The sequence below is a fragment of the Belnapia mucosa genome (assembly GCF_016775475.1).
GTDB classification, from domain to species: domain Bacteria; phylum Pseudomonadota; class Alphaproteobacteria; order Acetobacterales; family Acetobacteraceae; genus Belnapia; species Belnapia mucosa.
Genome location: NZ_JAEUXJ010000003.1, coordinates 87,267 through 110,251, shown reverse-complemented (window position 1 = coordinate 110,251; position 22,985 = coordinate 87,267). Strand labels below are relative to the sequence as shown.

At 72.1% G+C, this 22,985-nt stretch carries 19 protein-coding genes; 5 read left to right on the top strand and 14 right to left on the bottom strand.

All coding sequences use genetic code 11. The features are described 5' to 3' along the window. Positions 1 to 9: 9 nt before the first annotated feature. The gene (locus tag JMJ55_RS08650; protein WP_328702606.1) at positions 10 to 1,176 is read right to left on the bottom strand and encodes an efflux RND transporter periplasmic adaptor subunit; all 1,167 of its coding nucleotides are present in this window, start codon (positions 1,174 to 1,176) and stop codon (positions 10 to 12) included. Between the two features lie 157 nt (positions 1,177 to 1,333). On the opposite strand from JMJ55_RS08650, the gene JMJ55_RS08645 reads away from it, so the two are divergent. Beyond that, positions 1,334 to 3,652: a xanthine dehydrogenase family protein molybdopterin-binding subunit gene (locus JMJ55_RS08645; RefSeq protein ID WP_202825129.1), complete on the top strand. Its 2,319-nt coding sequence runs from the start codon at positions 1,334 to 1,336 to the stop codon at positions 3,650 to 3,652. A 6-nt stretch (positions 3,653 to 3,658) separates the two neighbouring features. Here the strand turns inward: JMJ55_RS08645 and JMJ55_RS08640 are convergent, their stop codons facing one another. Continuing rightward, the gene (locus JMJ55_RS08640; RefSeq protein ID WP_202825128.1) at positions 3,659 to 4,576 is read right to left on the bottom strand and encodes an NAD(P)-dependent oxidoreductase; all 918 of its coding nucleotides are present in this window, start codon (positions 4,574 to 4,576) and stop codon (positions 3,659 to 3,661) included. Between the two features lie 125 nt (positions 4,577 to 4,701). Between JMJ55_RS08640 and JMJ55_RS08635 the strand changes: the two genes are divergently transcribed. Continuing rightward, on the top strand, positions 4,702 to 5,793 hold the full coding sequence (locus JMJ55_RS08635) for a TRAP transporter substrate-binding protein (protein WP_202825127.1): 1,092 nt from the start codon (positions 4,702 to 4,704) through the stop codon (positions 5,791 to 5,793). A 142-nt stretch (positions 5,794 to 5,935) separates the two neighbouring features. Further along, positions 5,936 to 7,012, top strand: coding sequence for a TRAP transporter substrate-binding protein (locus tag JMJ55_RS08630; RefSeq protein ID WP_202825126.1), 1,077 nt, complete (start codon positions 5,936 to 5,938; stop codon positions 7,010 to 7,012). A 46-nt stretch (positions 7,013 to 7,058) separates the two neighbouring features. Here JMJ55_RS08630 and JMJ55_RS08625 read toward each other — a convergent pair whose 3' ends face one another. The 7 genes from JMJ55_RS08625 to JMJ55_RS08595 all read right to left on the bottom strand — a co-directional run bounded on the left by JMJ55_RS08625 (position 7,059) and on the right by JMJ55_RS08595 (position 13,250). Then, complete coding sequence (locus JMJ55_RS08625; protein ID WP_202825125.1) at positions 7,059 to 8,633, bottom strand: ABC transporter substrate-binding protein; 1,575 nt, start codon at positions 8,631 to 8,633, stop codon at positions 7,059 to 7,061. Between the two features lie 118 nt (positions 8,634 to 8,751). Then, positions 8,752 to 9,258 carry a F0F1 ATP synthase subunit B family protein gene (locus tag JMJ55_RS08620; RefSeq protein ID WP_202825124.1) on the bottom strand — a complete coding sequence of 169 codons (507 nt, stop codon included), beginning with the start codon at positions 9,256 to 9,258 and terminating at the stop codon, positions 8,752 to 8,754. Continuing rightward, positions 9,258 to 9,860: a F0F1 ATP synthase subunit B family protein gene (locus JMJ55_RS08615; RefSeq protein WP_202825123.1), complete on the bottom strand. Its 603-nt coding sequence runs from the start codon at positions 9,858 to 9,860 to the stop codon at positions 9,258 to 9,260. Before JMJ55_RS08615 ends, JMJ55_RS08620 begins: the two co-directional genes overlap by 1 nt. A gap of 55 nt (positions 9,861 to 9,915) precedes the next feature. Then, positions 9,916 to 10,140 carry an ATP synthase subunit C family protein gene (locus JMJ55_RS08610; protein ID WP_043338292.1) on the bottom strand — a complete coding sequence of 75 codons (225 nt, stop codon included), beginning with the start codon at positions 10,138 to 10,140 and terminating at the stop codon, positions 9,916 to 9,918. Positions 10,141 to 10,195: 55 nt separating this feature from the next. Beyond that, positions 10,196 to 10,954, bottom strand: coding sequence for a F0F1 ATP synthase subunit A (locus JMJ55_RS08605; RefSeq protein ID WP_202825122.1), 759 nt, complete (start codon positions 10,952 to 10,954; stop codon positions 10,196 to 10,198). 19 nt (positions 10,955 to 10,973) lie between these two features. Continuing rightward, positions 10,974 to 11,270 (bottom strand): AtpZ/AtpI family protein, encoded by a 297-nt coding sequence (locus tag JMJ55_RS08600; protein WP_202825121.1) that lies wholly within the window; start codon positions 11,268 to 11,270, stop codon positions 10,974 to 10,976. A gap of 114 nt (positions 11,271 to 11,384) precedes the next feature. After that, positions 11,385 to 13,250 (bottom strand): ABC transporter ATP-binding protein, encoded by a 1,866-nt coding sequence (locus JMJ55_RS08595; RefSeq protein WP_202825120.1) that lies wholly within the window; start codon positions 13,248 to 13,250, stop codon positions 11,385 to 11,387. 130 nt (positions 13,251 to 13,380) lie between these two features. Here JMJ55_RS08595 and JMJ55_RS08590 point away from each other — a divergent pair, with 130 nt between their 5' ends. Next, on the top strand, positions 13,381 to 14,463 hold the full coding sequence (locus JMJ55_RS08590; protein ID WP_328702593.1) for a sensor histidine kinase: 1,083 nt from the start codon (positions 13,381 to 13,383) through the stop codon (positions 14,461 to 14,463). Between the two features lie 9 nt (positions 14,464 to 14,472). Here the strand turns inward: JMJ55_RS08590 and JMJ55_RS08585 are convergent, their stop codons facing one another. The 3 genes from JMJ55_RS08585 to JMJ55_RS08575 are packed head-to-tail and all read right to left on the bottom strand — an operon-like array spanning position 14,473 to position 20,215. Further along, positions 14,473 to 19,125 carry a chromosome segregation SMC family protein gene (locus JMJ55_RS08585; protein ID WP_236033537.1) on the bottom strand — a complete coding sequence of 1,551 codons (4,653 nt, stop codon included), beginning with the start codon at positions 19,123 to 19,125 and terminating at the stop codon, positions 14,473 to 14,475. Continuing rightward, positions 19,122 to 19,733, bottom strand: coding sequence for a thioredoxin domain-containing protein (locus tag JMJ55_RS08580; RefSeq protein ID WP_202825118.1), 612 nt, complete (start codon positions 19,731 to 19,733; stop codon positions 19,122 to 19,124). The genes JMJ55_RS08585 and JMJ55_RS08580 overlap by 4 nt, the downstream gene beginning before the upstream one ends. A gap of 17 nt (positions 19,734 to 19,750) precedes the next feature. Then, positions 19,751 to 20,215, bottom strand: a complete 465-nt coding sequence (locus tag JMJ55_RS08575) for a DUF721 domain-containing protein (RefSeq protein ID WP_202825117.1) — start codon at positions 20,213 to 20,215, stop codon at positions 19,751 to 19,753. On the opposite strand from JMJ55_RS08575, the gene JMJ55_RS08570 reads away from it, so the two are divergent. Continuing rightward, positions 20,216 to 21,262, top strand: a complete 1,047-nt coding sequence (locus JMJ55_RS08570; protein ID WP_202825116.1) for an A/G-specific adenine glycosylase — start codon at positions 20,216 to 20,218, stop codon at positions 21,260 to 21,262. Here the strand turns inward: JMJ55_RS08570 and JMJ55_RS08565 are convergent. Together JMJ55_RS08565 and JMJ55_RS08560 are read right to left on the bottom strand one after the other, a co-directional pair. Continuing rightward, positions 21,259 to 21,660: a DMT family transporter gene (locus tag JMJ55_RS08565; RefSeq protein ID WP_328702592.1), complete on the bottom strand. Its 402-nt coding sequence runs from the start codon at positions 21,658 to 21,660 to the stop codon at positions 21,259 to 21,261. The genes JMJ55_RS08570 and JMJ55_RS08565 overlap by 4 nt on opposite strands. Positions 21,661 to 21,742: 82 nt before the next feature. Next, a complete protein-coding gene (locus JMJ55_RS08560; protein WP_236033536.1) occupies positions 21,743 to 22,960 on the bottom strand; it encodes a M20/M25/M40 family metallo-hydrolase in 1,218 nt (405 codons plus the stop codon). Positions 22,961 to 22,985: the final 25 nt, after the last annotated feature.

Genomic DNA, 22,985 nt, shown 5'->3' with positions numbered 1-22,985 from the left:
CGAGATTGCTCAGGGCCGCGCCTCCGTGCCGGCGGGGCGCCGGGGCTGCACCGCCATGCCCGCGCGCACCCGCGTCAGCCCGCTGGTCACCACCTCCTCATGCCCCCGGAGCCCGTCGCGGATCACCCGCATCCCCTCATGCAGCGGGCCGGGCCGCACCTGGCGCATCTCCAGCCGGTTCCCTTCGCCGAGCACATAGACCACGCGGCGCGACTGGTCGGTGGCGACGGCGGAATCCGGGACCAGCAGCGCCTGATAGGGGGCGCTCGCCACCAGCCGCAGCCGGGCGAAGCCGCCGGGGATGAAGAGGTCGCGCGGATTCTCGAAGCGGGCCCGCAGCCGGATGGTGCCGGTGCTGGCATCCGCCTCATTGTCCACGAAGACCACCCGGCCGGGATGGGGGAAGCCCTGCTCATCGGCGAGGGCGAGTTGCACCGGATTGGCCATGTCGCGGGAGGAGGGGCGCCCGCCGCTGACCGCGAGGCGCGTGTAGCGCAGCGCCGCCGCCTGATCGATGTCGAAGCTGACCTCGATCGGGTCCATGGTGACGATGGTGGCGAGCAGGGTCGAGGCGCTGCCCTCGCCGCCGGAGATCAGGTTACCCGGGCTGACCTGGTGCCGGCCGATGCGGCCGGTCAGCGGCGCCCGGATCTCGGTGAATTCCAGGTCCAGCCGGGCCCGCTGCAAGGCAGCCTCGGCCTGGGTGAGGGCAGCGCGGGCGGCCTCCAGCGCCTGCGCCCGCTGCTCCAGATTGGCCTCGGAGGCGGCGCGGGCCGAGAGCAGGTTGCGGGCCCGGGCGAATTCCTGCTCGGCCAGGACGAGTTGCGAGCGGGCGGACTGGATCCGCGCCTCGGCATCGGTGATGGCGGTCTGGAAGGGGCGGGGGTCGATCCGGAACAGCCGGTCGCCGCGGCGGACGACCTGGCCACCGGTGAACTCCACCGATTCCAGGTAGCCGCTGACCCGGGCGCGCAGCTCCACCCGCTCGATGCTGACGAAGCGGCCGGTGAACTCGTCCCAGTCCACCACCTCGCGCCGCTGCACCGGGGTGACGGCGACGGTGGGGGTGGGTTCCTCGGCCGGCATCTCCTCCTCATGGCTGTCGCAGCCGGCCGCCAGCAGCAGGGCGCAGGCGCCTGCCCAGCCGATACCCCGCGCGCGCCAGCCTGTTCGCACTGCCAATGCCCTGTTCCCGGTTGGCGGCAGGCTGCCATGCCCCGTTGCGGCGCAGCAACCGCCCGCTTGCCCCCCACCCGGCCGGCTTGCCGCCCTTGCCCGGCCCCGCCTAGGCTCCCCGCCTTTCAGGCTTTGGGGGTAGATCGTGGCGGACGGCATGGATTCCGGCTTCGGCCGCTTCGGCAGTGGCCAGAAGGTGCGGCGGATCGAGGATGCGGCGCTGTTGGCCGGGGCCGGGCATTTCACCGACGACTTCTCCCTGCCCGGCCAGGCGCATCTGGTCTTCCTCCGCTCCCCCCATGCGCATGCCCGTATCCTGGGTATCGAGACGGCTGCGGCGCGGGCCATGCCCGGCGTGCTGGCGGTGATCACCGGCGCCGATCTGGCCGCGGCGGGGGTGAAGCCGCTCGGCGTGGCGCTGCCCTTCAAGCGGCCGGATGGCTCGCCGCTCGCCGCCCCGCCGCGCTCCATCCTCGCCACCGACACCGTGCGCTTCGTAGGCGAGGCAGTGGCCGCCATCATCGCCGAGAGCCCCGGCCAAGCCCGCGACGCGGCCGAGGCGGTCGAGGTTGAGTATGAGGAACTGCCGGCGGTGATCGGCCTTGGCCGTGCCAGCGCGCCGGATGCGCCGCTGGTCTGGCCGGCCGCGACCGGCAATGTCGTGGCCCAGACCCAGTATGGCGATGTCGCCGCGGTGGAGGCTGCCTTCGCCCGCGCCGCGCATAGCGTCTCGCTCGATCTGGTGAACCAGCGCCTGGCGCCGGCCTCGATGGAGCCGCGCATGGCCCTGGCGGAATACGACGCGGCGAGCGACCGCATCACGCTCCGCCTCAGCAGCCAGATGCCGTCCACCGCGCGGGATACGGTGGCGAAGGAGATCCTCGGCATCCCGCCGGAGAAGGTGCGGGTGCTGGTCGGCGATGTCGGCGGCGGCTTCGGGATGAAGACCGGCCTCTACCCCGAGGATGGCGTGGTCGCCTTCGCCGCCCGCCAGCTCGGCCGGCCGGTGAAATGGGCGGCGACGCGGCTGGAGGATTTCCTCTCCGCGACGCATGGCCGGGATACCGAGAGCCGGGCTGAACTCGCCCTCGATGCCGAGGGCCGCGTGCTGGCGCTGCGCGTCCGGACGCTGGCCGATATGGGCGCCTATCAACGGGCGGCGGGCGTTGCCATCCAGCTGATGATCGGCCCCTGGGTCTCGACCAGCATCTACGACATCAAGACCATTGATCTGCGCTTCACCGCGCTGCTGACCAATACCGCGCCGACCGCACCCTATCGCGGCGCCGGGCGGCCGGAGGCGATCTACCTGATCGAGCGGCTGATGGATGCCGCCGCGCGCCAGATGGGCATGGACCCGGCGGAGCTGCGCCGCCGCAACATGATCCGTCCGGAGCAGATGCCCTACACCAATGCCATGGGCCAGACCTATGACAGCGGCAGCTTCGAGCGGATCCTCGATGAGGGCCTCGCCGCTGCCGACTGGACCGGCTTCGCGGCCCGCGCCGAGGCTTCGCACGCCACGGGCAAGCTTCGCGGGCGGGGCATCGCCACCTTCCTCGAATGGACCGGCGGCAACGTCTTTGAGGAGCGCGTGACGGTCGCGATCAAGGGCGAGGGCGAGATCGAGGTCTATGCGACGACCCAGGCCATGGGCCAGGGCATCGCCACCAGCTACGCCCAGCTCGCCGTCGACGTCTTCGGCGTGCCTATCGAGCAGATCAAGGTGGTGCTCGGCGATTCCGACCGTGGCAGCGGCTTCGGCAGCGCCGGCTCCCGCTCGCTCTTCACCGCCGGCTCGGCAATCAAGGTCGCCTCCGACAAGGCGGTCGATACGGCGAAGGATCTCGCCGCCGAGGCGCTGGAAGCCGCCTCCGCCGACCTCGAATACCGCGACGCCTTCATCAGCGTCGCCGGCACCGACCGCCGCATCGGCCTTTACGATCTCGCCGCGCGCCAGCCGGAAGGCCGCATCTTCGTCGATATCAGCCATTCCGTCTCGGGCCCCACCTGGCCCAATGGCTGCCATGTCTGCGAGGTGGAACTCGATCCCGAAACTGGCGAGGTCGAGGTGCTCTCCTATGTCTCGGCCAACGACGCCGGGCGGGTGGTGAATCCGCTGATCGTGGAGGGGCAGATCGTCGGCGGTGCCCTGCAGGGGATCGGCCAGGCGCTCGGCGAGCAGGTGGTCTACGACCCGGAGACGGGCCAGCCGCTCTCGGCCAGCTTCATGGACTACGCGATTCCGCGGGCCAATCTGGCGGCGGGCTATGTCACCGAACTCGACCAGTCTATCCCCTGCCGCACCAACCCGCTCGGGGTGAAGGGCGTGGGCGAGCTCGGCACCATCGGCGCGACGCCGGCCGTGGTCAGCGCCGTCGCCGATGCGCTGGTCCGCGCCGGCCATGCGGCGGCGGCGGACCGGTTGCAGATGCCGCTGACGCCGCCCCGGATCTGGGCGGCGCTGGCGGGGTAACCCGCCCTACTTGGCGCCGCCGAGCCGCGGCGGCGCCACCCCGGCGAGGTCGCATTGCGCGTCCAGCATGGCCGAGAAGTCGCGCTGGCCGAAGCCGCGGGCCCGGGCGCTGCTGAAGGCCTCCCGCGCGATGGCGGCGACCGGCAGCGGCACCTTCGCCGCATTCGCCGCCTGGACGATCAGCGACAGGTCCTTATGCGCGAGGTCGATGGCGAAGCCCGGCTCGGTATCGCCGGCCAGCACCTTGTTCGGCCAGTTCACCTTGAGCTGCCCGTTGGTCGCCGTCGTGCCGTGCAGCACCTCCAGCGTCTTCTCCAGGTCGAGGCCGAAGGCGGTGGCCAGCGACAGCGCCTCGGCATTGAGCTGGCAGAGGATGATGGCGAGGTAGTTATTCACCAGCTTGGTCCGGGTGCCCGTGCCCGGCCCGCCGCAGTGATGGACGGTGCTGCCCATTGCTTCCAGCAGCGGCTTCACCCGGGCGAAATCGGCATCGCTCGCGCCGACCATGAACAGCGACTCGCCGCGATCCGCATGCCAGGCGAGCCGCCCCACCGGCGCATCGACGAAGCCGATGCCGCGCGCGGCGCAGGCGGCGGCCAGCGCATCCGTGGTCTCGGGATCGACCGTGGACATGTCCATGACCACGCCGCCGGCGCGGATGTTGTCCAGGATGCCCCCCGTGCCGAGGATCAGCCCCTGCACCTCCCGCGGGCCGGGCAGCATGGTCAGCACCACATCGCTCGCCTGTGCCACGGCGGCGGCGCTCGGGGCGGAGGCGGCGCCAAGGGCTTCCAGCGCCGCGACCGGGCCGGGTGCGATGTCATGCACCGTCAGCGGGTGCTGCTTGCGGCGGATGTTGGAGGCCATCCCGCGGCCCATCCGACCCAGCCCGATGAAACCGATCTTGTCACGCGTCTCGCTCATGGCGCTCTCCATTGGGGCGCGGAGACTGGCATTGCGCGGGCCGCGGGGAAAGCCGTTGGGTCGTTGCGTCTGGGGCCCAATCCGCGCAATCTGTCGCAGGAAACCGATCCAGGGAGATCTTCTGAATGAACCGCCGCCGCTTCATTGCGTCGGGGGCCGCCGGCACCGCCGGCGCCGCTGTACTGGCCACGCCGAACCTCGCTTCCGCCCAGCCGCGCATCCGCTGGCGCTGCCCGGGGAGCTTCCCGAAATCCCTCGACACCCTCTATGGCACGCAGGAATTCATCGCCAGGCGCGTCTCGGAGATGACCGACGGAGCCTTCCAGATCCAGGTCTTCGGCCCGGGCGAGCTGGTGCCGGCCTTGCAGGTGCTGGATGCCGCCGGCAACGGCAATGTCGAATGCGGCTTCACCAGCGGCTACTACTATCTGGGCAAGGACCCCTCCCTGGCGCTGGTCACCTGCCTGCCCTTCGGCCTCTCCTCGCGCCAGCACTGGTCCTGGCTGACCCATGGCGGCGCGAAGGAGCTGTATGCGGATGTCTATCGGGACCAGGGCGTGGTCGGCATCCCGGCCGGCAATACCGCGGCGCAGATGGGCGGCTGGTTCCGCAAGGAGATCAAGTCGCTCGATGACCTCAAGGGACTGAAATTCCGCATCGCCGGCTATGGCGGCAATGTGCTGGGCAAGCTCGGCGTCGTCACCCAGCAGATCGGCGGCCCGGACATCTACCCGGCGCTGGAGCGTGGCGTCATCGACGGCGCCGAATGGGTCGGCCCCTATGACGACGAGAAGCTCGGCTTCAACCGCGTCGCGCAATACTACTACTATCCGGGCTGGTGGGAGTATTCGCCCTCCATCGACCTGATGGTGAATGCCAAGGCCTATGACGAGCTGCCTTCCCAGTACAAGGCCGTGCTGCACGCCGCCTGCACCGAGGGCTGGCACTGGATGTCCGGGCGCTACGATGTGCTGAACCCGGCGGCGCTGCGTCGCCTCATCGCCTCCGGCACGCAGCTCCGCGGCTTCCCGCGCGACGTGCTGGCCGCCTGCTACCGGGCGAGCCAGGAACTCTATGCCGAGATCGGCGCGCAGAATCCCCGCTTCAAGCGCATCCACGAGAAGTGGGACGCCTTCCGGCTGGAGCAGACGCAGTGGCTGCGTGTCGCCGAGGATTCGCTCGGCAACTTCCTGGCGGCGGCGACAGCGCAGCGTTGAACCAAGCTCCGGCCGGGTAGACTGCCCGGCCGGAGTTTACCCCCGCCGATTTCACTTTCGCCGTTCCCGCTTTCCCTGGCTAGACTTGCCGCAGGCCGCCCATCCGAACGTGGCCAGCAAGACCGCTAGGGAGAGTCCCTATATGAATCGCCGTGGCCTTCTGGCCGCGGGCGCCGCCGCGCCGGTGCTCGCAGCCCCGAATCTTGCCTCCGCCCAGCCGCAGATCCTGTGGCGCTCGGCCGGGAGCTTCCCGAAATCGACGGATGTGCTCTGGGGCGTGCAGGAGATGATCTCCCGCCGCGTCGCCGAGCTGACCGGCGGTGCCTTCCAGATCCGCCCCTTCGCCGCCGGGGAGCTGGTGCCGGCCCTGCAGGTGATGGATGCCGTCGGCGGCGGCACCGTGGAGTGCGGTTACACCGCCGCCTACTACTATATCGGCAAGGACCCGACGCTCGGCTTCGGCACGGTGATGCCCTTCGGCCTGAATGCCCGCCAGCACCTGGCCTGGATCCATCACGGCGGCGGCGCCGAGATCATGCAGGAGGTCTATCGCGACCAGGGCGTCGTGGCGCTGCCCTGCAGCAATACCGGCGCGCAGATGGGCGGCTGGCTGCGGAAGGAAATCCGCACCGTGCAGGACCTCAACGGGCTGAAATTCCGCATCGCCGGCATCGCCGGGACGGTGCTGACCAAGCTCGGCGTCGTCGCGCAGCAGCTTGGCGCGGCGGATATCTACCCGGCGCTTGAGCGCGGCGTGGTCGACGGCGCCGAATGGGTCGGGCCGCATGACGACGAGAAGCTCGGCCTCTCCCGCGTCGCGCCCTACTACTACTACCCCGGCTGGTGGGAGGCCTGTTCGCAGAGCGAACTGATGGTCAATACCCGCGCCTGGGAGGCGCTGCCGAAGCAGTACCAGCAGGTGCTGGAGGTGGTGACGGGCGAGACCACCGTCTGGAGCCTCTCGCGCTACGACATGCTGAACATGCAGGCCTTGCGGCGGCTCGTCGCCGGCGGCACCCAGCTCCGCGCCTATCCGCGGGAGGTGCTGGCGGCCTGCCACAAGGCGACGCAGGACACCTATGCCGAGATCGGCGAGCGCAATCCGCGCTTCAAGCGCGTGCATGCGCATTGGGACCGCTTCCGCCGCGACGTGCAGGGCTGGTTCCGCGTGGCGGAGGACAGCAGCGCCAATTTCCTCGCCATCGTGGAGCGGAGCTAGGCGCGAAGGCCCGGGGAGAGGTTTTCCCCCCGGGCCCCGGTTTCACTCAGCGCGCCGGCAGCCGCACCCAGCGGAGCTGGATGTAGTTGTCGGCCGTCTGCGGCACCTCGACGCCCTGGCGCGCCGCCCAGACGACCTGCTGCTGGTGCAGCGGGATATAGGCGACATCGTCCTGGAGCAGCTTGCTCGCCTGGCTGATATAGGCCTGGCGCTTGGCCGGATCCGTCTCCACCGCGATCTGGTCGACCAGCGTGTCGAATTGCGGGTTGGAGTAGCCGCCGTTGTTGAACACGCCGCGGCTGCCATTGCGCGACCCGGCCAGGCTGAAGAGCGCGTTGTGCGCGTCGCTCGTCGCCGGCGTCCAGCCCAGCATGTAGAAGCTGGTGTTGTAGCGGGGCGCGTTCACCTCGGCGAAGAAGCGGGCGCGGGTCTGCGCGTTCAGCGTCACGCGGATGCCGATGCGGGCCAGCATGGCAACCGTCGCCGTGCAGATCGCCTCGTCATTCACATAGCGGTCGTTCGGGCAGTCGAGCGTCACGCCGAAGCCGTTCGGATAGCCGGCCTCGGTCAGCAGCCGCTTCGCCTCGTTGACGTTCACCGCCGGGCGCACGTCATCGGCCTCGACGAAGCCGTTCACCCCCGGCCCATAGAGCAGGTTGGACGGCCGCGACTGGCCGCGCATGACGGTGCGCTGGATGGCGTTCACGTCGATCGCCAGCAGCATGGCGCGGCGCACCCGGACATCCTGGAAGGGGTTCTTGCCCTGCACATCGGACTTCAGCAGCTGCGGCCGCATCTGGTCCAGGCCGAGATAGATGGTCCGCAGCTCCGGCCCCTGGATGATGCGGACACCCTGGGTGCTGCCGATTCGCGTCACGTCCTGCGGCGGCACGGTATAGAGGAAGTCCACCTCGTTCGAGAGCAGCGCCGCGACGCGGGTCGCGTCATTGGCGATGATGTTCAGCTCGGCGCGCTGGATGTTGTGGACCGGCTTGTCCCACCAATTCGGATTCGGCTGCAGCACCGTGCGCCGGTCGGGCTCGCGGCTCACCAGCAGGAAGGGGCCGGTGCCCATCGCATTGCGGGTGGCGAAATTCTCCTCGCGGGAGGTCAGGTCGGCCGGGCGCGTCGCGTTGTTCTTCTCGGCCCAGGCCTTGGAGAACATGCCCCAGTTGGTGATCTCCTGGATCAGGATGGGGTTCGGCTGCGCGGTTTCGAACTCGACCGTGTGGTCGCCGATCTTCCGGATCTCCTTCACCGAGGCCAGGACGGACTGGACGTTCGAGCCGGGGGCGCGGGCGCGCTGGGCGCTGAAGATCACGTCATCGGCGGTGAAGGGCGTGCCGTCGCTGAACTTCACGCCCTGGCGCAGATGGAAGCGCCAGACGGTGGGGGAGGGCTGCTCCCAGCGCTCGGCCAGGGCCGGCTCCGGCTGCATCTGCTGGTTCCGCCGCACCAGCGGTTCGTAGAAATTCGACCCGAAGGCCAGCAGGAAGGTTTCCTGCCGGGTATAGGGATCCATGGAATTGACGTCGCCGTCATTGGCCCATCGGAAGGTCTGGGCCTGGGCGGTGAGGGCGGAGCCGCAGAGCAGGGCGGCCGCCAGGGCAAAACGACGCATTGTTGCTTGGTCTCCCAGCGCGAATTGGCGCGAGGAAAACTAGCCCGCCGATCTGGCGCCGAAAAGCAGAACGGGGGCCGAAAGGCCCCCGTTCCATGGTCAAGCAATCAGGTTGAGATCAGGCGCGGAGCTTGGCCGGCAGGCCCGCCACCGCGCTGTCGATCAGCGCCGCATCCGCCTTGGCGTCGATGCGCTGGGCGATGACGTTGCGCGCCGCCGCCACCGCGATATCGGCCGCGGCACCCCGCACCTCGGCCACCGCGCCGGCTTCCGCCGCCGCGATGCGGTCGAGCGCCATGCGCTCGCGCCGTTTCGCCGCCGCCTCAGCCTCGGCCGCCGAAGCCTCGGCGACGCGCTGCGCCTCGGCCTGGGCGCGGGTCAGCAGGTCCTGCGCCTCCTGCAGCGCCGCGGCGCGGTCGGCCTCGGCCTGCTTCAGCAGGGCCTCCGCCTCGACCCGGAGGCGCGAGGCCTCCGCGAGGTCGGCCCGTACCCGCTCGGCCCGGGCATCCAGCATGCCGGTGAGCTGCGCCCAGGCCTTCCGCCCGACGAGCAGGAAGAAGATGACGAAGCTGACGGCGACCCAGAACTTGGGGTCGAGCCAGAAATGCTCGTAATGGTGACCCATCAGCCCCGCCCCCGCGCCGCGAGTTCCCGATCGACCGCCGCGGCGACGGCGGTGCTGTCGCTCCGGCCGATCAGCCGGGTGACCAGCGCATCGGCGGTGTCGGTCGCCACTTGGCGCAGCGCGCCCATGGCGGCATCCCGCGCCGTTGCGATCTGCGTCTCGGCCGCATCGATCTGGGCGGCGAGCTTCGCGTTCAGCGCCTCGGACCGGGCGGAAGCCTCGGCCTGCGCCTTCTGGGTGGCGCCGGCGATGGCGGCCTGGGCCTCGGCACGCGCCTTGGCGGTGGCCGACTGGTGCTCGGCCAGGGCGGCATCGGCCTGGCGCTTCGCGGCCTGGGCGCTTTCGAGGTCGCCCTCGATCCGGGCCCGCCGGGCCTCCAGCACGCTTGCCACCTGCGGCAGCGCGTATTGCGCCATCACGTAGTACAGCGCGCCGAAGATGATCAGCATCCAGACGACCTGCGCGATCGTCCAGGGATTGCCGAAATCAAGCTGCGGCATGCCGGCGCTGCTGGTGGCGCCCGGATGCTCCGCGGCCACCTGCGCCATGGCGGGCAGCGCCGCCAGGGACAGCAGGGTGGCGATCCGGATGGTCTTCGTCATGCTCGTCTCCCTTGCATGCCAGATGGGGCGGTCCGCGACCGCCCCAGGGCGATGCTCAGGTGAAGAGGATGAGGAAGGCGATCAGCAGGGCGAAGAGCGCCACCGCTTCCGTCAGGGCGAAGCCCAGGATGCCGATCGGGAAGACGGCGTCGCGGGCGGCCGGGTTGCGCGCCACGCTGGTGATCAGCGAGGAGAAGATGTTGCCGATCCCGAGACCGACGCCGAACAGCGCGATGACGGCGATACCGGCCCCAAGGGCCTTGGCGGCAGCGACTTCCATGTGAGTGTCCCTTCAGGGGTGGTGTGGTTGCGGAAGGTCTGAGCGACGGCGGGGCTTAGTGCAGATGCACCGCGTCGTGCAGGTAGATGCTGGTCAGGATGGCGAAGACATAGGCCTGCAGGAAGGCGACCAGGATCTCGAACCCGACCAGGGCGACGTTCATCGCCATGGGCAGCACTGCGCCGATCAGGCCCAGCACGCCGGCCGCCGAGCCGATCATGACGACGAAGGTGGCGAAGACCTTCAGCATGACGTGGCCGGCGACCATGTTGGCGAAGAGACGGACGGAGAGGCTGATCGGCCGCGAGAGATAGGAGATGATCTCGATCGGGATGATCAGCGGGGCCAGCGCCTTGGGCGCACCCTCCGGGAAGAAGTAGCTGAAGAAATGCGTGCCGTGGATGGCCAGCGCCACCACCGTCACCACGATGAAGACCAGCGCAGCCAGGGCGAAGGTCACCGCGATATGGCTGGTATAGGTGAAGGCAAAGGGCAGCAGGCCCAGCATGTTGCCGAACAGGACGAACATGAAGATCGAGAAGACGAACGGGAAGTAGCGCTTCCCCTCGGACCCGACCTGTCCTTCGACGATGCCGTAGATGAATTCGTAGCCGCTCTCGGCCAGCGCCTGCAGCCGGCCCGGGATGATCGCGCGCCGCGCGGTGCCCCAGAGCATCAGCGCGGTGATCAGGCCGAAGGCCAGCAGCATATGCGCGTTGGACTGGCTGAAGCGCACGGACTCGCCGACGGCGCCGAGGAACGGCGCCAGCTCGAACTGGCTCAGCGCGTCGATAGCTTTGCCTTCAGCGGCCACTGCTGCCTCTCCCGTCGCGTCAATTCTTCCGGCCACGGCGCGGGTTGAACAGCCTGTATATGTTCATGATCCCGGCAGCGGCGCCCGCCACGAAGAACAGCAGGAAAAGCCAGGGCTTCGTCCCGAGCCAGCGGTCCAGCAGGAGGCCGATGCCGATCCCGACCACCAAGGCCGAGACCAGTTCGACGCCCACGCGGAACCCGACCCCCATCGGACCGGGCGGAAGACCCCCACTCGTGCCCCCCTGCGGCTTGTCGAGACCCTGCCGGGTCCGTGCCTCACGGAGACGCTGTTCGAAGTCGTCGCGCTCGTTCAAACCCTCGCTCCTCCGTCGGACCCCGGCGGAAGGCATCGGGCTCGTAAGGCCCGCCCCGCGGAGTGTCAATCCATCGCGCGCCGGGAAGGGGCGCGATACGCGTTTTTCGCTGCCCTAGACTGATTCGAAAGCACCACTCTGCTGCCGCCAGAGCCGGGCATAGACCCCGTTCTGGCGCAGCAGACCCTCATGCGTCCCCTCCTCGGCGATCCGTCCCCCCTCCATCACCACCAGCCGGTCCATCCGGGCGATGGTCGAAAGCCGATGGGCGATGGCGATCACCGTCTTGCCGGCCATCAACTCCGCCAGCTGCTCCTGGATCGCCGCCTCCACCTCGGAATCAAGGGCGCTGGTCGCCTCGTCCAGCACCAGGATCGGGGCATCCTTCAGCAGCACGCGGGCGATGGCGATGCGCTGGCGCTGCCCGCCGGACAGCTTCACCCCCCGCTCGCCCACCTGCGCCTCATAGCCGGCCCGGCCGCGCCAGTCCTGCAGCCCCTCGATGAAGCCGGATGCGGCGGCACGGGCGGCGGCGGCCTCCACCTCCTCCATCGCCGCCTCCGGCCGGCCATAGCGGATATTCTCGCGGATCGAGCGGTGCAGCAGCGCGGTGTCCTGGGTGACGACGCCGATGGCGGCGCGCAGGCTTTCCTGCGTCACCCCGGCGATGTCCTGGCCATCGATCAGGATGCGCCCCGCCTCGGGCCGGAAGAAGCCGAGGAGGAGGTTCACGAGCGTCGATTTCCCTGCCCCCGAATGGCCGACCAGCCCGACCCGCTCCCCGGGCGCGACGCGCAGGTCGAGCCCCTGGATCACGCCCGTCTCCCGCCCATAGGCGAAATGCACGCCCTCGAAGCGGATCTCTCCGCGCGGCACCCGCAAGGGGACGGCCTCCGGCGGATCCGGCGCGGTAGGGGGCACCGCGATGGAGTTCATCGCTTCCTGCACCACGCCGAGATTCTCGAAGATCGCCGTGACGTTGAAGGCGACCCAGCCGGAGATATTGGCGATCTGCCAGGCCAGCGGCAGGGCGGTGGCGACCGAGGCCAGCCCGATCTGCCCATGGGTCCAGAGCCAGATGCCGGTCGCCGCCGTCGCGGTCAGCATCGCCGCGTTCAGCGTGCTCAGCAGGACGCCGTTCAGCGTCACCAGCCGCATCTGCCGCCGGAAGGCAGTGTTCAGCCCGAGCAGGCCCTCGCGCACGAAGGCATCCTCCTGCTCGGCCCGGGCAAACAGCTTCACCGTCTGGATATTCGTGTAGCTGTCCACGATCCGCCCGGTGAGCTGGCTGCGCTGGGCGCTCGCCTCGCGCGAGCGGTCGCGCATGCGCGGCACCAGCACCCGCAGCAGGGCGGCATAGACCAGGAACCAGACGGCGATGGGCATGGCGAGGCGCCAATCCGCCCCGGCCAGCAGGACCAGCGCCGCGGTGCCGTAGACGAGGATGTACCAGACCGCATTCACCACCTGCACCACGCTCTCGCGCAGCGCCGGCCCCGCCTGCATGACCCGGTTGGCGATGCGGCCGGAGAAATCCTCCTGGAAGAAGGGCAGGCCCTGGCGGACCACCTGCCAATGGCTCTGCCAGCGCACGAGGGAGGTGAAGTTGCCGTTGATCCCCTGCTGGGTGATCAGGTTCTGCATCAGGATCGCCCCCGGCCGTCCGACCAGAACCAGCGCCGCCATCCCCAGCAGGCTCGGCCAGGCCTCGGCCCAGAGCCGGTCCGGCGCATGGGAGGTCAGCAGGGCCACCAGCCGGCCGATCATCGCCGGGATCGCCGCATCCAGCAGCGCCACCAGCAACCCCGCCAGGAACAGCGCGGCGAACAATGCCCGGGCCTGGCCGAGGAAGTGCCAGTAGAAGCCCGCCAAGGTGCGCGGTGGGGGGCCTTCCGGCACCGGGCTGCCAAGGAGCCGGGCGGCGGGGCGGCCGGGCGCGGCGACGGGATCGACCAGGCTCTCGAACAGGCGGAAGGGCATGCCCGATCAACGCGCCGGCGCCGCGCCGAGGTCAAGCCCGGCCGCAAAGGCAAGCGCTACCGTATCGATGCGGCTTCACGAAACGTTCAGCAGAGGCGTCCCGACAATCCTTTGGTTCGTTTAGCGCGCAATGATCTCCTTCCCTGCATTCATGGCCACGATCGGCCGCGCACAAGCCTTGCCGCGTTGGATGCGTTACCCGCTGACTGCATTACTCGTGGCGGCAGCCTTCGGCCTCCGCTACGCGCTGGGTGACGTGCTGCCGGAGCGGAATGTCTATCTTCTGCCGGTCCTGTCGGTCCTGCTGGCCGCCACCCTGTTCGGCCGGGATGGCGGGCTCGGCGCTACGCTGCTCTCTGCTGTGGTGATCGGCTGGACCTATCTGCCGCCCTATTACAGTCCGTGGATCGCGGACCCGAAGCAGGCTGCGGCGCTGCTGCTCTTCGTCATGATCGGCGGCTTCATCAGCCTGGTGATCGATGGGTTCCAGGCCGCGCTGCGCCGGCTGAAGGATGCGCATGCGGCGCTGGCTCGCACCGATTCCCAGCGCCGGCTCCTGCTGCGCGAATTTCGCCACCGCACCCGCAACGACCTGCAATCCCTGGTGGCCCTTCTGCTGCTGCGGGCCCGCGCCGCGCCCTCCCCGGCGGCTCAGGACGGGCTGCGGGAGGCGGCCGAGCATGCCCGCGCCCTGGCCCGGGTCCATACCCTGCTGGCGCAGGAAGCGATCCATGAGGACGATCCCACCCTGGTGGACAGCCGCGTCTTCGTGGAGGGTTTGGCGACGGAGCTGGGGCGCACCCATGCGGTCGATGGGCTGCGCCCGGTGGCGCTGACCGCGACGGCGGAGTCCCACCCTCTCGATTCCGAACGGGCCATCCTGGTCGGCCTGGTCCTGAACGAATGCGTTACCAATGCGCTGAAATATGCCTTCCCGGATGAGCGGCCGGGGCGGGTGCAGGTGGTCTTCATCCGCGCCGGCGCGGATTTCGTCCTCAGCATCGATGATGACGGCACCGGCACCCCGCCCGAGGACCAGACCGGCGCGCCGAACCGTGCCCGCCCGCTCGGCACCGGCCTCGGCACCCGGCTGCTGCGCGGCATGGCCGCCCAGCTCCGCGGCAGCTTCAGCCGCGGCCCCGGCGAGGACGGCAATGGCACCCATGCCGAGCTGCGCTTCCCGGCCGCGGGACCCGGCGGCCCGCGCCCCTGAGGGGCGCCGCTATTCGGCCGCCTGCTGCCCCTCCACCATCTCGACCGCGCGGCCGAGATCGACGCTGAGCAGCCGGCTCACCCCGCGTTCCTGCATCGTCACGCCATAGAGCCGGTGCATGCGCGCCATGGTCAGCGGATGGTGGGTGACGATCAGGAAGCGCGTGCCGCTCTCCGCCGCCATCGCCTCCAGCAGGTCGCAGAGCCGCTCGACATTGGCATCGTCGAGCGGCGCATCCACCTCGTCGAGCACACAGACCGGCGCCGGCTGGCACCGGAAGACGGCGAAGATGAGGGAGAGGGCGGTCAGCGCCTGCTCGCCGCCGCTCAGCAGGGACAGCGCCGAGAGCTTCTTCCCCGGCGGCTCGGCATAGATCTCGAGCCCCGCCTCCAGCGCATCCTCCGAGCCGACCAGCGCCAGATGCGCCCGCCCGCCGCCGAAGAGGCGGCCGAACAGCCCCTGGAACTCGGCATTCACCCGGTCGAAGATCGCCCGCAGCCTCTCCCGCCCTTCGCGGTTGAGGGAGCCGATGGAGCCGCGCAGCTTGGCGATGGCGGTGCCGATCTCCTCCCGCTCGCGCGTGATGGTGGCGATGCGGGTCTCGATCTCCTCCATCTCCACATCGGCGCGGAGATTGACCGGGCCCATATCCTCGCGCTCCCGCGCCAAGCGTTCCAGCTTGCGTCGGGCACGGTCCTCGGCGGCGTCGGAGAGTTCCTCCGGCGCTGGCAGTTCCGCCCCCTCGCCGAGGCGCTCGGCGACCCGGTCCTCGATCGTGTCGGCGGCGGCGCCGGCCTGGCTGGCGGCGCCCTCGGCGCGGAGCTGTGCCTCGCGCGCTGCGGCGAAGGCGGCATCCGCGGCGCGGCGGGCCTCGGCGGCCGCCTGCCGCTCGGCCTCGGCGGCGGCCAGGGCGGCGGCTGCTTCGGCATGGGTGGCCTCGGCGGCGGCGAGGCCAGCGCCGGCCTGGCGGCGCCGGGCTTCGGCCGCTTCCGGTAATTCGGCCAGGGCTTCGCGCGCCGTCTCGGCCTCGGCGGCCCGGCTGCGCAGCTCGGCCAGCCGGCCGGCGGCATCGGCGCGGCGGGCGGCCCAATCGGCGGCCTCGGCGCCGATGGCGGCGCGGCGGGTCGCCAGCCGCTCGCCTTCGGCCCGTAGCGCGGCCTGGGCTTCCAGCGCCGCGCCCTCGGCGCCGCGGGCAGCGGAGAGGGATTGCCGGGCGGCCTCGACCCCGGCGCGGATGGTATCGAGATCGGGCAGGGCGGCCTGCGCCTCCCGCGCCCGCGCATGCGCCGCCCCGGCCTCGGCGGCATCGGCGGAGACGCGCTCCAGCTGGGGCTCCAGCGCAGCGATCCGGCTTTCCGCCTGGCCGGCGGAGGCGGCGAGGCGCGCGGCCTCGGCCCGGGCCGCTTCCAGCCCGGCTTCCGCCGCGGCACGGGCCTGGCGCGCCCCGGCCTCGGCGGCGAGCGCCGCGGCTTCCTGTGCCCGCGCCGCCTCGGTCGCGCTGCGCAGGGCGGGGAGGTCGGGCAGGCCGGCGGCCGCGGTGCGGGCTTCCGCCAGTGCCGCCTCGGCCTCGGCCCGTTCGGCGCCCAGGCGGTCGAGCTGTGGCGCCAGGGCGCCGATGCGGCTCTCCGCCTCGGCTGCCGTGGCGGCGAGGCGGGCGGCGGCGGTGCGGGCAGATTGCAGCCCGGTCTCGGCCTCGGCCCGGCGGCGGCGGGCGGCGCCCTCGGCGGCCCCGGCTTCGGATTCGGCGCGGGCGGCGGCCTGGGCGGCGGCGGCGGCCTGTTCGGGGGCGGGAAGGGCAGCCAGCGCCTCGGCGGCCGCAGCGAGGGCTGCCTCGGCGGTCGCCCGGTCCTCGGCCAGCCGGGCCAGCTGCGGCTCCAGCGCACCGAGGCGGCTCGATGCGGCGGCAGCGGCGGCCGAAAGGCGGCTTGCCTCCGCCCGGGCGGCGGCGAGGCGGGCTTCGGCGGCGCGGCGGGCCTCACGGGCCGCGGCCTCGGCGGTGCCGGCTTCGGCCTCGGCGGCCTCGGCGGCGGTGCGGGCAGCGGCGGCCTCGATGGCACCGGCCTCGGCGGCGTCGAGCCGGACGCGGGCGGCGGCGAGGCGGTTGCGCTGCTGCAGCCGCACCGCGCCGGGATTGGGCGCATCGGCCCGGGCCACATGCCCGTCCCAGCGCCAGACGGCGCCGTCGCGACCGACCACGGCCTGGCCGGACGCCAGCGCAGGCTGGAGCGTGGCGCCTTCCGCCCCCTCCGGCAGCAGACCGACCTGGGAGAGGGCGCGGGCCAGCGCCGCCGGTGCCTCGACCAGGGTGGAGAGCGGCGTCAGCCCGGCCGGCAGGGCCGGGGCAGGGTCCAGCGCCGGCAGCACCCGCCAGTGGCGGGCGGCGGCGGGATCGGTCGGGCTTTCCAGCGCCTCGCCCAGCGCGGCACCAAGCGCGGCTTCCAGCCCGGGCGGCACGGCGACCGAATCCAGCACCGGCGGCGCGGCGCTGCCGGCGCCCGCGGCGGCGGCCAGGGTCTCGGCCAGCGCCTCCACCTCGGCGGCGGCGCGGGCGCGGTCGGCCTCGGCCTCGGCGGCTGCGGTGCGGGTGGCGGCATGCCGGGCGGCGGCCTCGCCCCGCCCGGTCTCGGCGGCGGTGACGGCAGCCAGGGCGTCGGCGAGCGCCGTATCCGCCGCGGCGGCCTCGGCCTCGGCAGCGGCGACCGTCTCGGGCGGCACGGCGGCGGCCAGGGCGGCATCGCGTTCGGAGAGCAGCCGGGCATGCTGGGCCCGGGCCTGATTCAACCGGTGGCCGGCGGATTGGTGCTCGGCAAGGGCCCGTTCGCGGGCGCTGCGGGCCTCGGCCATGCGGCGGCGGGCCGTGGCATGGGCCTCCTGCGCCGCGGCGCGGGCGGCCTCGGCGGCCTCCAGCGCGGTGCGGGCCTCGGCCAGGGCGCGGTCGGCGGCGCCGGCGGCGGCTTCCGCCTCGGCCAGCCGCTCCGGCGGCACGCGGGCCGCCAGCGCGGCGGCATGGTCGGCGGAGACGCGGCCATGCTGGGCGGCGATGCGCCCGGCACGCTGCTCCGCCTCGGCGAGCGCGGCACGGACCCGGCCGGCCTCGGCCTCCGCGGCGGCGGCAGCCTGGCGGGCGCCAGCATGGGCTTCCCCGGCGGCGGCGCGGCCGGCCTCGGCCTCGGTGAGCGCGGCGCGGGCTGCCTCCAGCCGCGACCCGGCGGCGACCGCCTCGGCCTCGGCTGCGGCCAGGGCCTCCGAGGCGATGCGGGCGGCGAGCGCCGCCGCATGCTCGGCGGCCAGGGCATCACGCTGCTGGGCCAGGCGCCGGGCCCGCTCACCACTGGCCGAGGCCTCCATGGCGGCAGCATTGGCCTGGGCGGCGATGGCGGCGGCTTCCTCGGTCGCCGCATTGGCGGCGCGCTCGGCCTCCCGCGCCGCCTCGGCGGCTTCGGTCAGGGCCGCGGCGGCGGCCTCGATCCGGCCGGGCAGGCTCGCCTCGGCCTCGGCCAGCGCCGCATCCTCGCGCGCCAGGCGCCGCTCGGCGGCCTCGGCATCGCCCTCCACCGCCTCGGCATGGGAGAGGTCGCGGCGGATCTGGGTGAGGCGCGCCTCGGCCTCGGCCAGCGCCGCCTCGGCGCGCCGGGCCTCGGCCTCCAGCCCTTCGGCCTCGACGCGGCGGCGCTCGAGGGCGGTGCGGGCCACGGCCTCCGCCTCGCGCGGCGCGGGGATGGCGCGCTCGGCCTCGAAGCTGCGGATGGCGGCGGCCTCGGCGGCGGCCTCGGCGGCTTTCGTGGCGGCGGCGGTGCGTTCGAATTCCGCCCGGGCCAGGGAGAGCGCCGCCTGGGCCCGCGCCCGCAGCAGGGCCAGCCACTCGGCCTCCGCCTGCCGGACCAGGCCGGAGATGTTGCGGTAGCGGTTGGCCTGCCGGGCCTGGCGCTGCAGCGACCCGCGCTGCGTCTCCAGCTGGCCGAGCAGGTCCTCGGCCCGGCCGAGATTGGTCTCCGCCTGGCGCAGCTTCAGCTCCGCCTCATGTCGCCGGGCGCGGAGGCCACTGATGCCGGCCGCCTCCTCCAGCACCTGCCGCCGCTCCTCCGGCTTGGCGCCGATCATGGCGGCGACGCGGCCCTGGCTGACCATGGCGGAGGCGCGGGCGCCGGAGCCGATATCGGCGAACATGGTCTGGACGTCGCGCGCCCGGACCTCGCGGCCATTGATCCGGAAGGAGGAGCCGTCGCCGCGGGCGATGCGGCGGATGATCTCGAGATCCGGCGCATCGGCATTGGGCGGCGGGGCAAGGCCGGCGGCTTCCTCGAGGAAGAGCGCGACCTCGGCCAGGTTGCGCCCCGGCCGGGTCGCCGTGCCGGCGAAGATCACATCCTCCATCTCGCCGCCGCGCATGGAACGGGCGGAGGTCTCGCCCATCGCCCAGCGCAGCGCCTCGACGACATTGGACTTGCCGCAGCCATTCGGCCCGACGATGCCGGTCAGCCCCGGCAGCACCTCGACCAGCGTCGGCTCGGCGAAGCTCTTGAAGCCGGCGATGCGCAGCCGGGCGAGCGTGGCCCGCGGCGCATCGCGCCGCTGCTGCTCAGGCTCCGGCGCATCGCGGCGCGGCTCCTCGGCCTCCGGCGGCGCCTCGGCCGGCTGCTCCTCGGGGGCGGTCTCGCTCAACCGCGCTTCGCCTCCTCGACGAGCTGCTGGAACCGCTCGAAGGCCATGTTGCCGGACTGGTTCACCGGCGCGCCGCGGCCCTTGAAGGAGAAGCTGGGCGTGGCGGAGACGTTGTACTGCTTCTCCGCCGTCAGGCGCTCGGCCAGGATGGCGCGCTTCAGCGCCTCGTCGCCGATCGCCTCGTCATACTTGGCCCGGCTCATCCCGGCCAGGGCGGCCATCTTCGCCAGCTCCTCGCGCGGATCGCCACGGGTGAAGGCCCAGCGGTCCTGGTTCGACAGCAGGGCGCCGATGAAGCCCTCATAGCGTTCGGGCGGCAGGTTGCGGGCGACGCAGGCGGCGGCGAGCGCCAGCTGGTCCAGCGGGAAGTCGCGCCAGACCATGCGGATCGCGCCCTTGTCCACCAGCTCGGCCTTCACCTTCGGGAAGATGTCGCGGTGGAAGGCGGCGCAATGGCTGCAGGTGAGGGAGAAGAACTCCGTCACCGTCACCGGGGCATCCGGCTTGCCGATGCCGCGCTCGCCGAGCCGCGGATCGGTCCCTTGGGCCAGGGCAGGGGTGGCGAGCAGGGCGGGCAGGGCCAGGACGGTGCGGCGAACGAGCGGCATGGGGCCTCCGAGGGGCGTCAACCGCGGTTCCGATAGACGCCCCGGCCAAGCTTTGCCAGCGCCTCGCGCAATTCCCCTTCCGGAAGCTTGCCGATCGCCGCCTCCGTCGCCGGAGGCAACTGGGCCGGGGGCGCCGGGCGGGGCCGCGCCGGGGGCGTGCCGGCCGAGGCCTGCTGGACGAATCGAAGCCGCTCCACCACCGGCTTGCCGAGCTGGGCATTGATCCGCTCGATCAGCTGCGGAGCGAGGTGGCTCAGCTCCATCGCCACCGGTCCGGCGCAGGCGATGGTGAGCGTGCCGGTGGTGACCCGCCGCGGGGTGGTGACGGCGGCCAGGGCCGGACCCACGATCTCCGCCCAGTCGGCCATCAGCATCGCCCCGGCCGGGCTCTTCTTGCGGAAGACCGGGCGGGTGAGGTGGGGGATCAATGCGCCGAGCGGGCGGGGGCCCCAGATGAAGCGGTCTTCGCTATCCTTCGCCATATGCCCTTGCCCCCCGCTGCCGAACTTCTCGCCTGGTACGACCGCCATCGCCGGACCCTGCCCTTCCGCACCGCTGGCGGCGGCCAGCCCGATCCCTACCGCGTCTGGCTCTCCGAGGTCATGCTGCAACAGACGACGGTGGCCGCGGTCGGGCCACGATTCGAGCGTTTCCTCGCCCGCTTCCCCGATGTCGCGGCGCTGGCCGCCGCGCCGGAGCCAGAGGTGATGGAGGAATGGGCCGGGCTCGGCTACTACGCCCGCGCCCGCAACCTGCATGCCTGCGCGCGGGCCGTGGCGGCGCTGGGCGGCTTCCCCCCCACCGCCGAGGCGCTGCGGGCGCTGCCCGGCATCGGCGCCTATACCGCCGCCGCGGTCGCCGCCATCGCCTTCGGGGAGCCGGTGGTGCCGGCGGATGGCAATGTGGAGCGGGTGGTGGCCCGGCTGCTGGCCGAGGAGGCGCCGCTGCCCGGCGCCAAGCCGCGCCTCGCCGCCGCCGCGCAGGGCTTCATGGCGGATGCGGCGGCACGGGCCCGGCCGGGGGATTTTGCCCAAGGCTTGTTCGATCTCGGCGCCACCATCTGCACGCCGCGGGCGCCGGCCTGCGCGCTCTGTCCCTGGCGGGGCGAGTGCCTGGCGCAGCGCCGGGGGATCCAGGCGGAGCTGCCGCGGAAATCCCCGAAGCGGGCCCGGCCGCTGCGGCATGGGGCGCATTTCCTGCTGACCGATGCGGCCGGGCAGGTGCTGCTGCGCCGCCGCCCGCCGTGCGGGCTGCTCGGCGGCATGCTGGAAGTGCCCGGCACCCTCTGGCGCGACGCGCCCTGGGGCGAGGCGGAGGCGCTGGCCCATGCGCCCCTGGAGGGCCCGGCCTGGCGCCGCCTGCCCGGGGTGGCACGGCACGGCTTCACCCATTTCGAGCTGGAGATGGTGCTCTACGCGGCAACCGTGCCCCGCCTCGACCCGCCGGAGGGGATGGAGGCGCGGCCCCTGGCCGGGGCCGCGGCGGCGCTGCCCACCGTCATGCGGCGGCTGCTCGCTTTAGCCGGTTAGGCTGGCTTCGCCTCGCCGATCTCGGCCAGCAGCACAATGCCGCCGCAGACCATGGCGAGGCCCAGGACATGGACCATGTTCAGCGTCTCGCCGAACAGGGCCATGCCGAAGAGGGTGGCGGTGACATAGGAGACGGCGGTGCAGGGCAGGGCGACCGACATCGGGATCCGCCGCAGCGCCACCGCATAGAATATCGTGCCGAAGCCGTAGCAGCAGAGGCCGAGCAGGGTCTGCCAGCGCAGCATCTGCGTCAGCATGCTGGCGGCGATGTTGGTGGTCGCCGGCAGGCCGATGGCGCCGAGCTTCAGCAGGAGCTGCCCGGCCTGGGAAGCGATGATGGCGGTGACCAGCGCCGCCCAATGGCTGGCCGATGCCCGTTCCGATACCGCGACGCCCACGCTCTGTTCCCCTGCCTAACTCAACCTAGGGATCAGGCACCGCCCCGGCCAAGCCAAGACAAGACCGCGTTAGCCGCTCCCGCTAATCCGCGATGCCCGCGACGGCGAGGATGGTGGCGAGGCTGGCCGACATGCCGCGCAGGCTCTCGCCCGGCTCGACATCGATCCATTCCTCCAGCGAATGTGCTCGCCCGCCGCGGCCGCCGGAGCCGATCTTCACTGCCGGGATGCCGAGGCTCATCGGGATATTGGCATCGGTCGAGGAGTATTCCTGCCGCGGCGTGTAGCCATGCGCGGCGACGGCGGCGGTGGCGAGCTGGACGATCGGCGCCTCGACCGGGGTATGGCCGGCCGGGCGGTCGCCGATCGGCGCGACCTCGACCGTGACCGGGCCCTCCCGCGTCGAGCGGGCGGCATTCTCCTCGGCCGCCGCGGCCTCGACCGCGCGGAGGAATTCGGCCTCCAGCCGCGCCAGCTCCTCGGCGGACTGCGACCGGAGATCGACCTCCATCCAGACCGCATTGGGGATGGCGTTCACCGAGGTGCCGCCGCCGAGCACGCTGACGCAATGGGTGGTGCGCGGCGCCTCGGGGGCGGCGAGGCCGGCCAGCGCCAGCGCCGCCCGGGCCATGGCATAGGCCGGGTTCACCAGGCCGAAGGCGGCGAAGCTGTGCCCGCCCGGGCCGTGGAAGCCGATGCGGTAGCGCTTGCTGCCGATGCCGCCGGTGACGATCCGGTCCACCTCCGGGCTGTCCACGGTGAAGAAGGCATCGACCTGGTCGCGGTGCCGGCCCTCGGTGAAGAAGTGGCGGACGCCGCGCAGGTCGCCGAGCCCTTCCTCCCCGACATCGCCGAGGATGAGCAGGTCGGCCCGCGTGCGGATGCCGGCCGCGTCCAGCGCCCGGACGAAAGCGAGGTTGACCGCGAGGCTGCGGGTATCGTCCCCGACGCCGGGGGCGAAGAGCTTCGTGCCCTCCCGCCGGACGCGCACATCGGTGCCCTCGGGAAAGACGGTGTCGAGATGCGCGGCGACGACGACGGTGCTGCCATTGCCGCTGCCCCGCCGCCGGCCCATCACATTGCCGACCGCATCCTGCTCCACCTCCTCGAGGCCATGGGCGCGCAGCATATCGAGATAGGCCGCGGCCCGCCGCTCCTCCTTGAAGGGCGGGGCGGGGATCTCGGTCAGGCGGATGATGTCCTCGACCGTTCGGTCATGCTCCCGCTCCAGGGTGGCGACCGCGGCCTTGAAGCGCGGATCGGCCAGGATGGCGGCGACGGTGTCGGTGGCGCTGTTCATGCCTGCCTCTTCGCGGGGTGGCCGC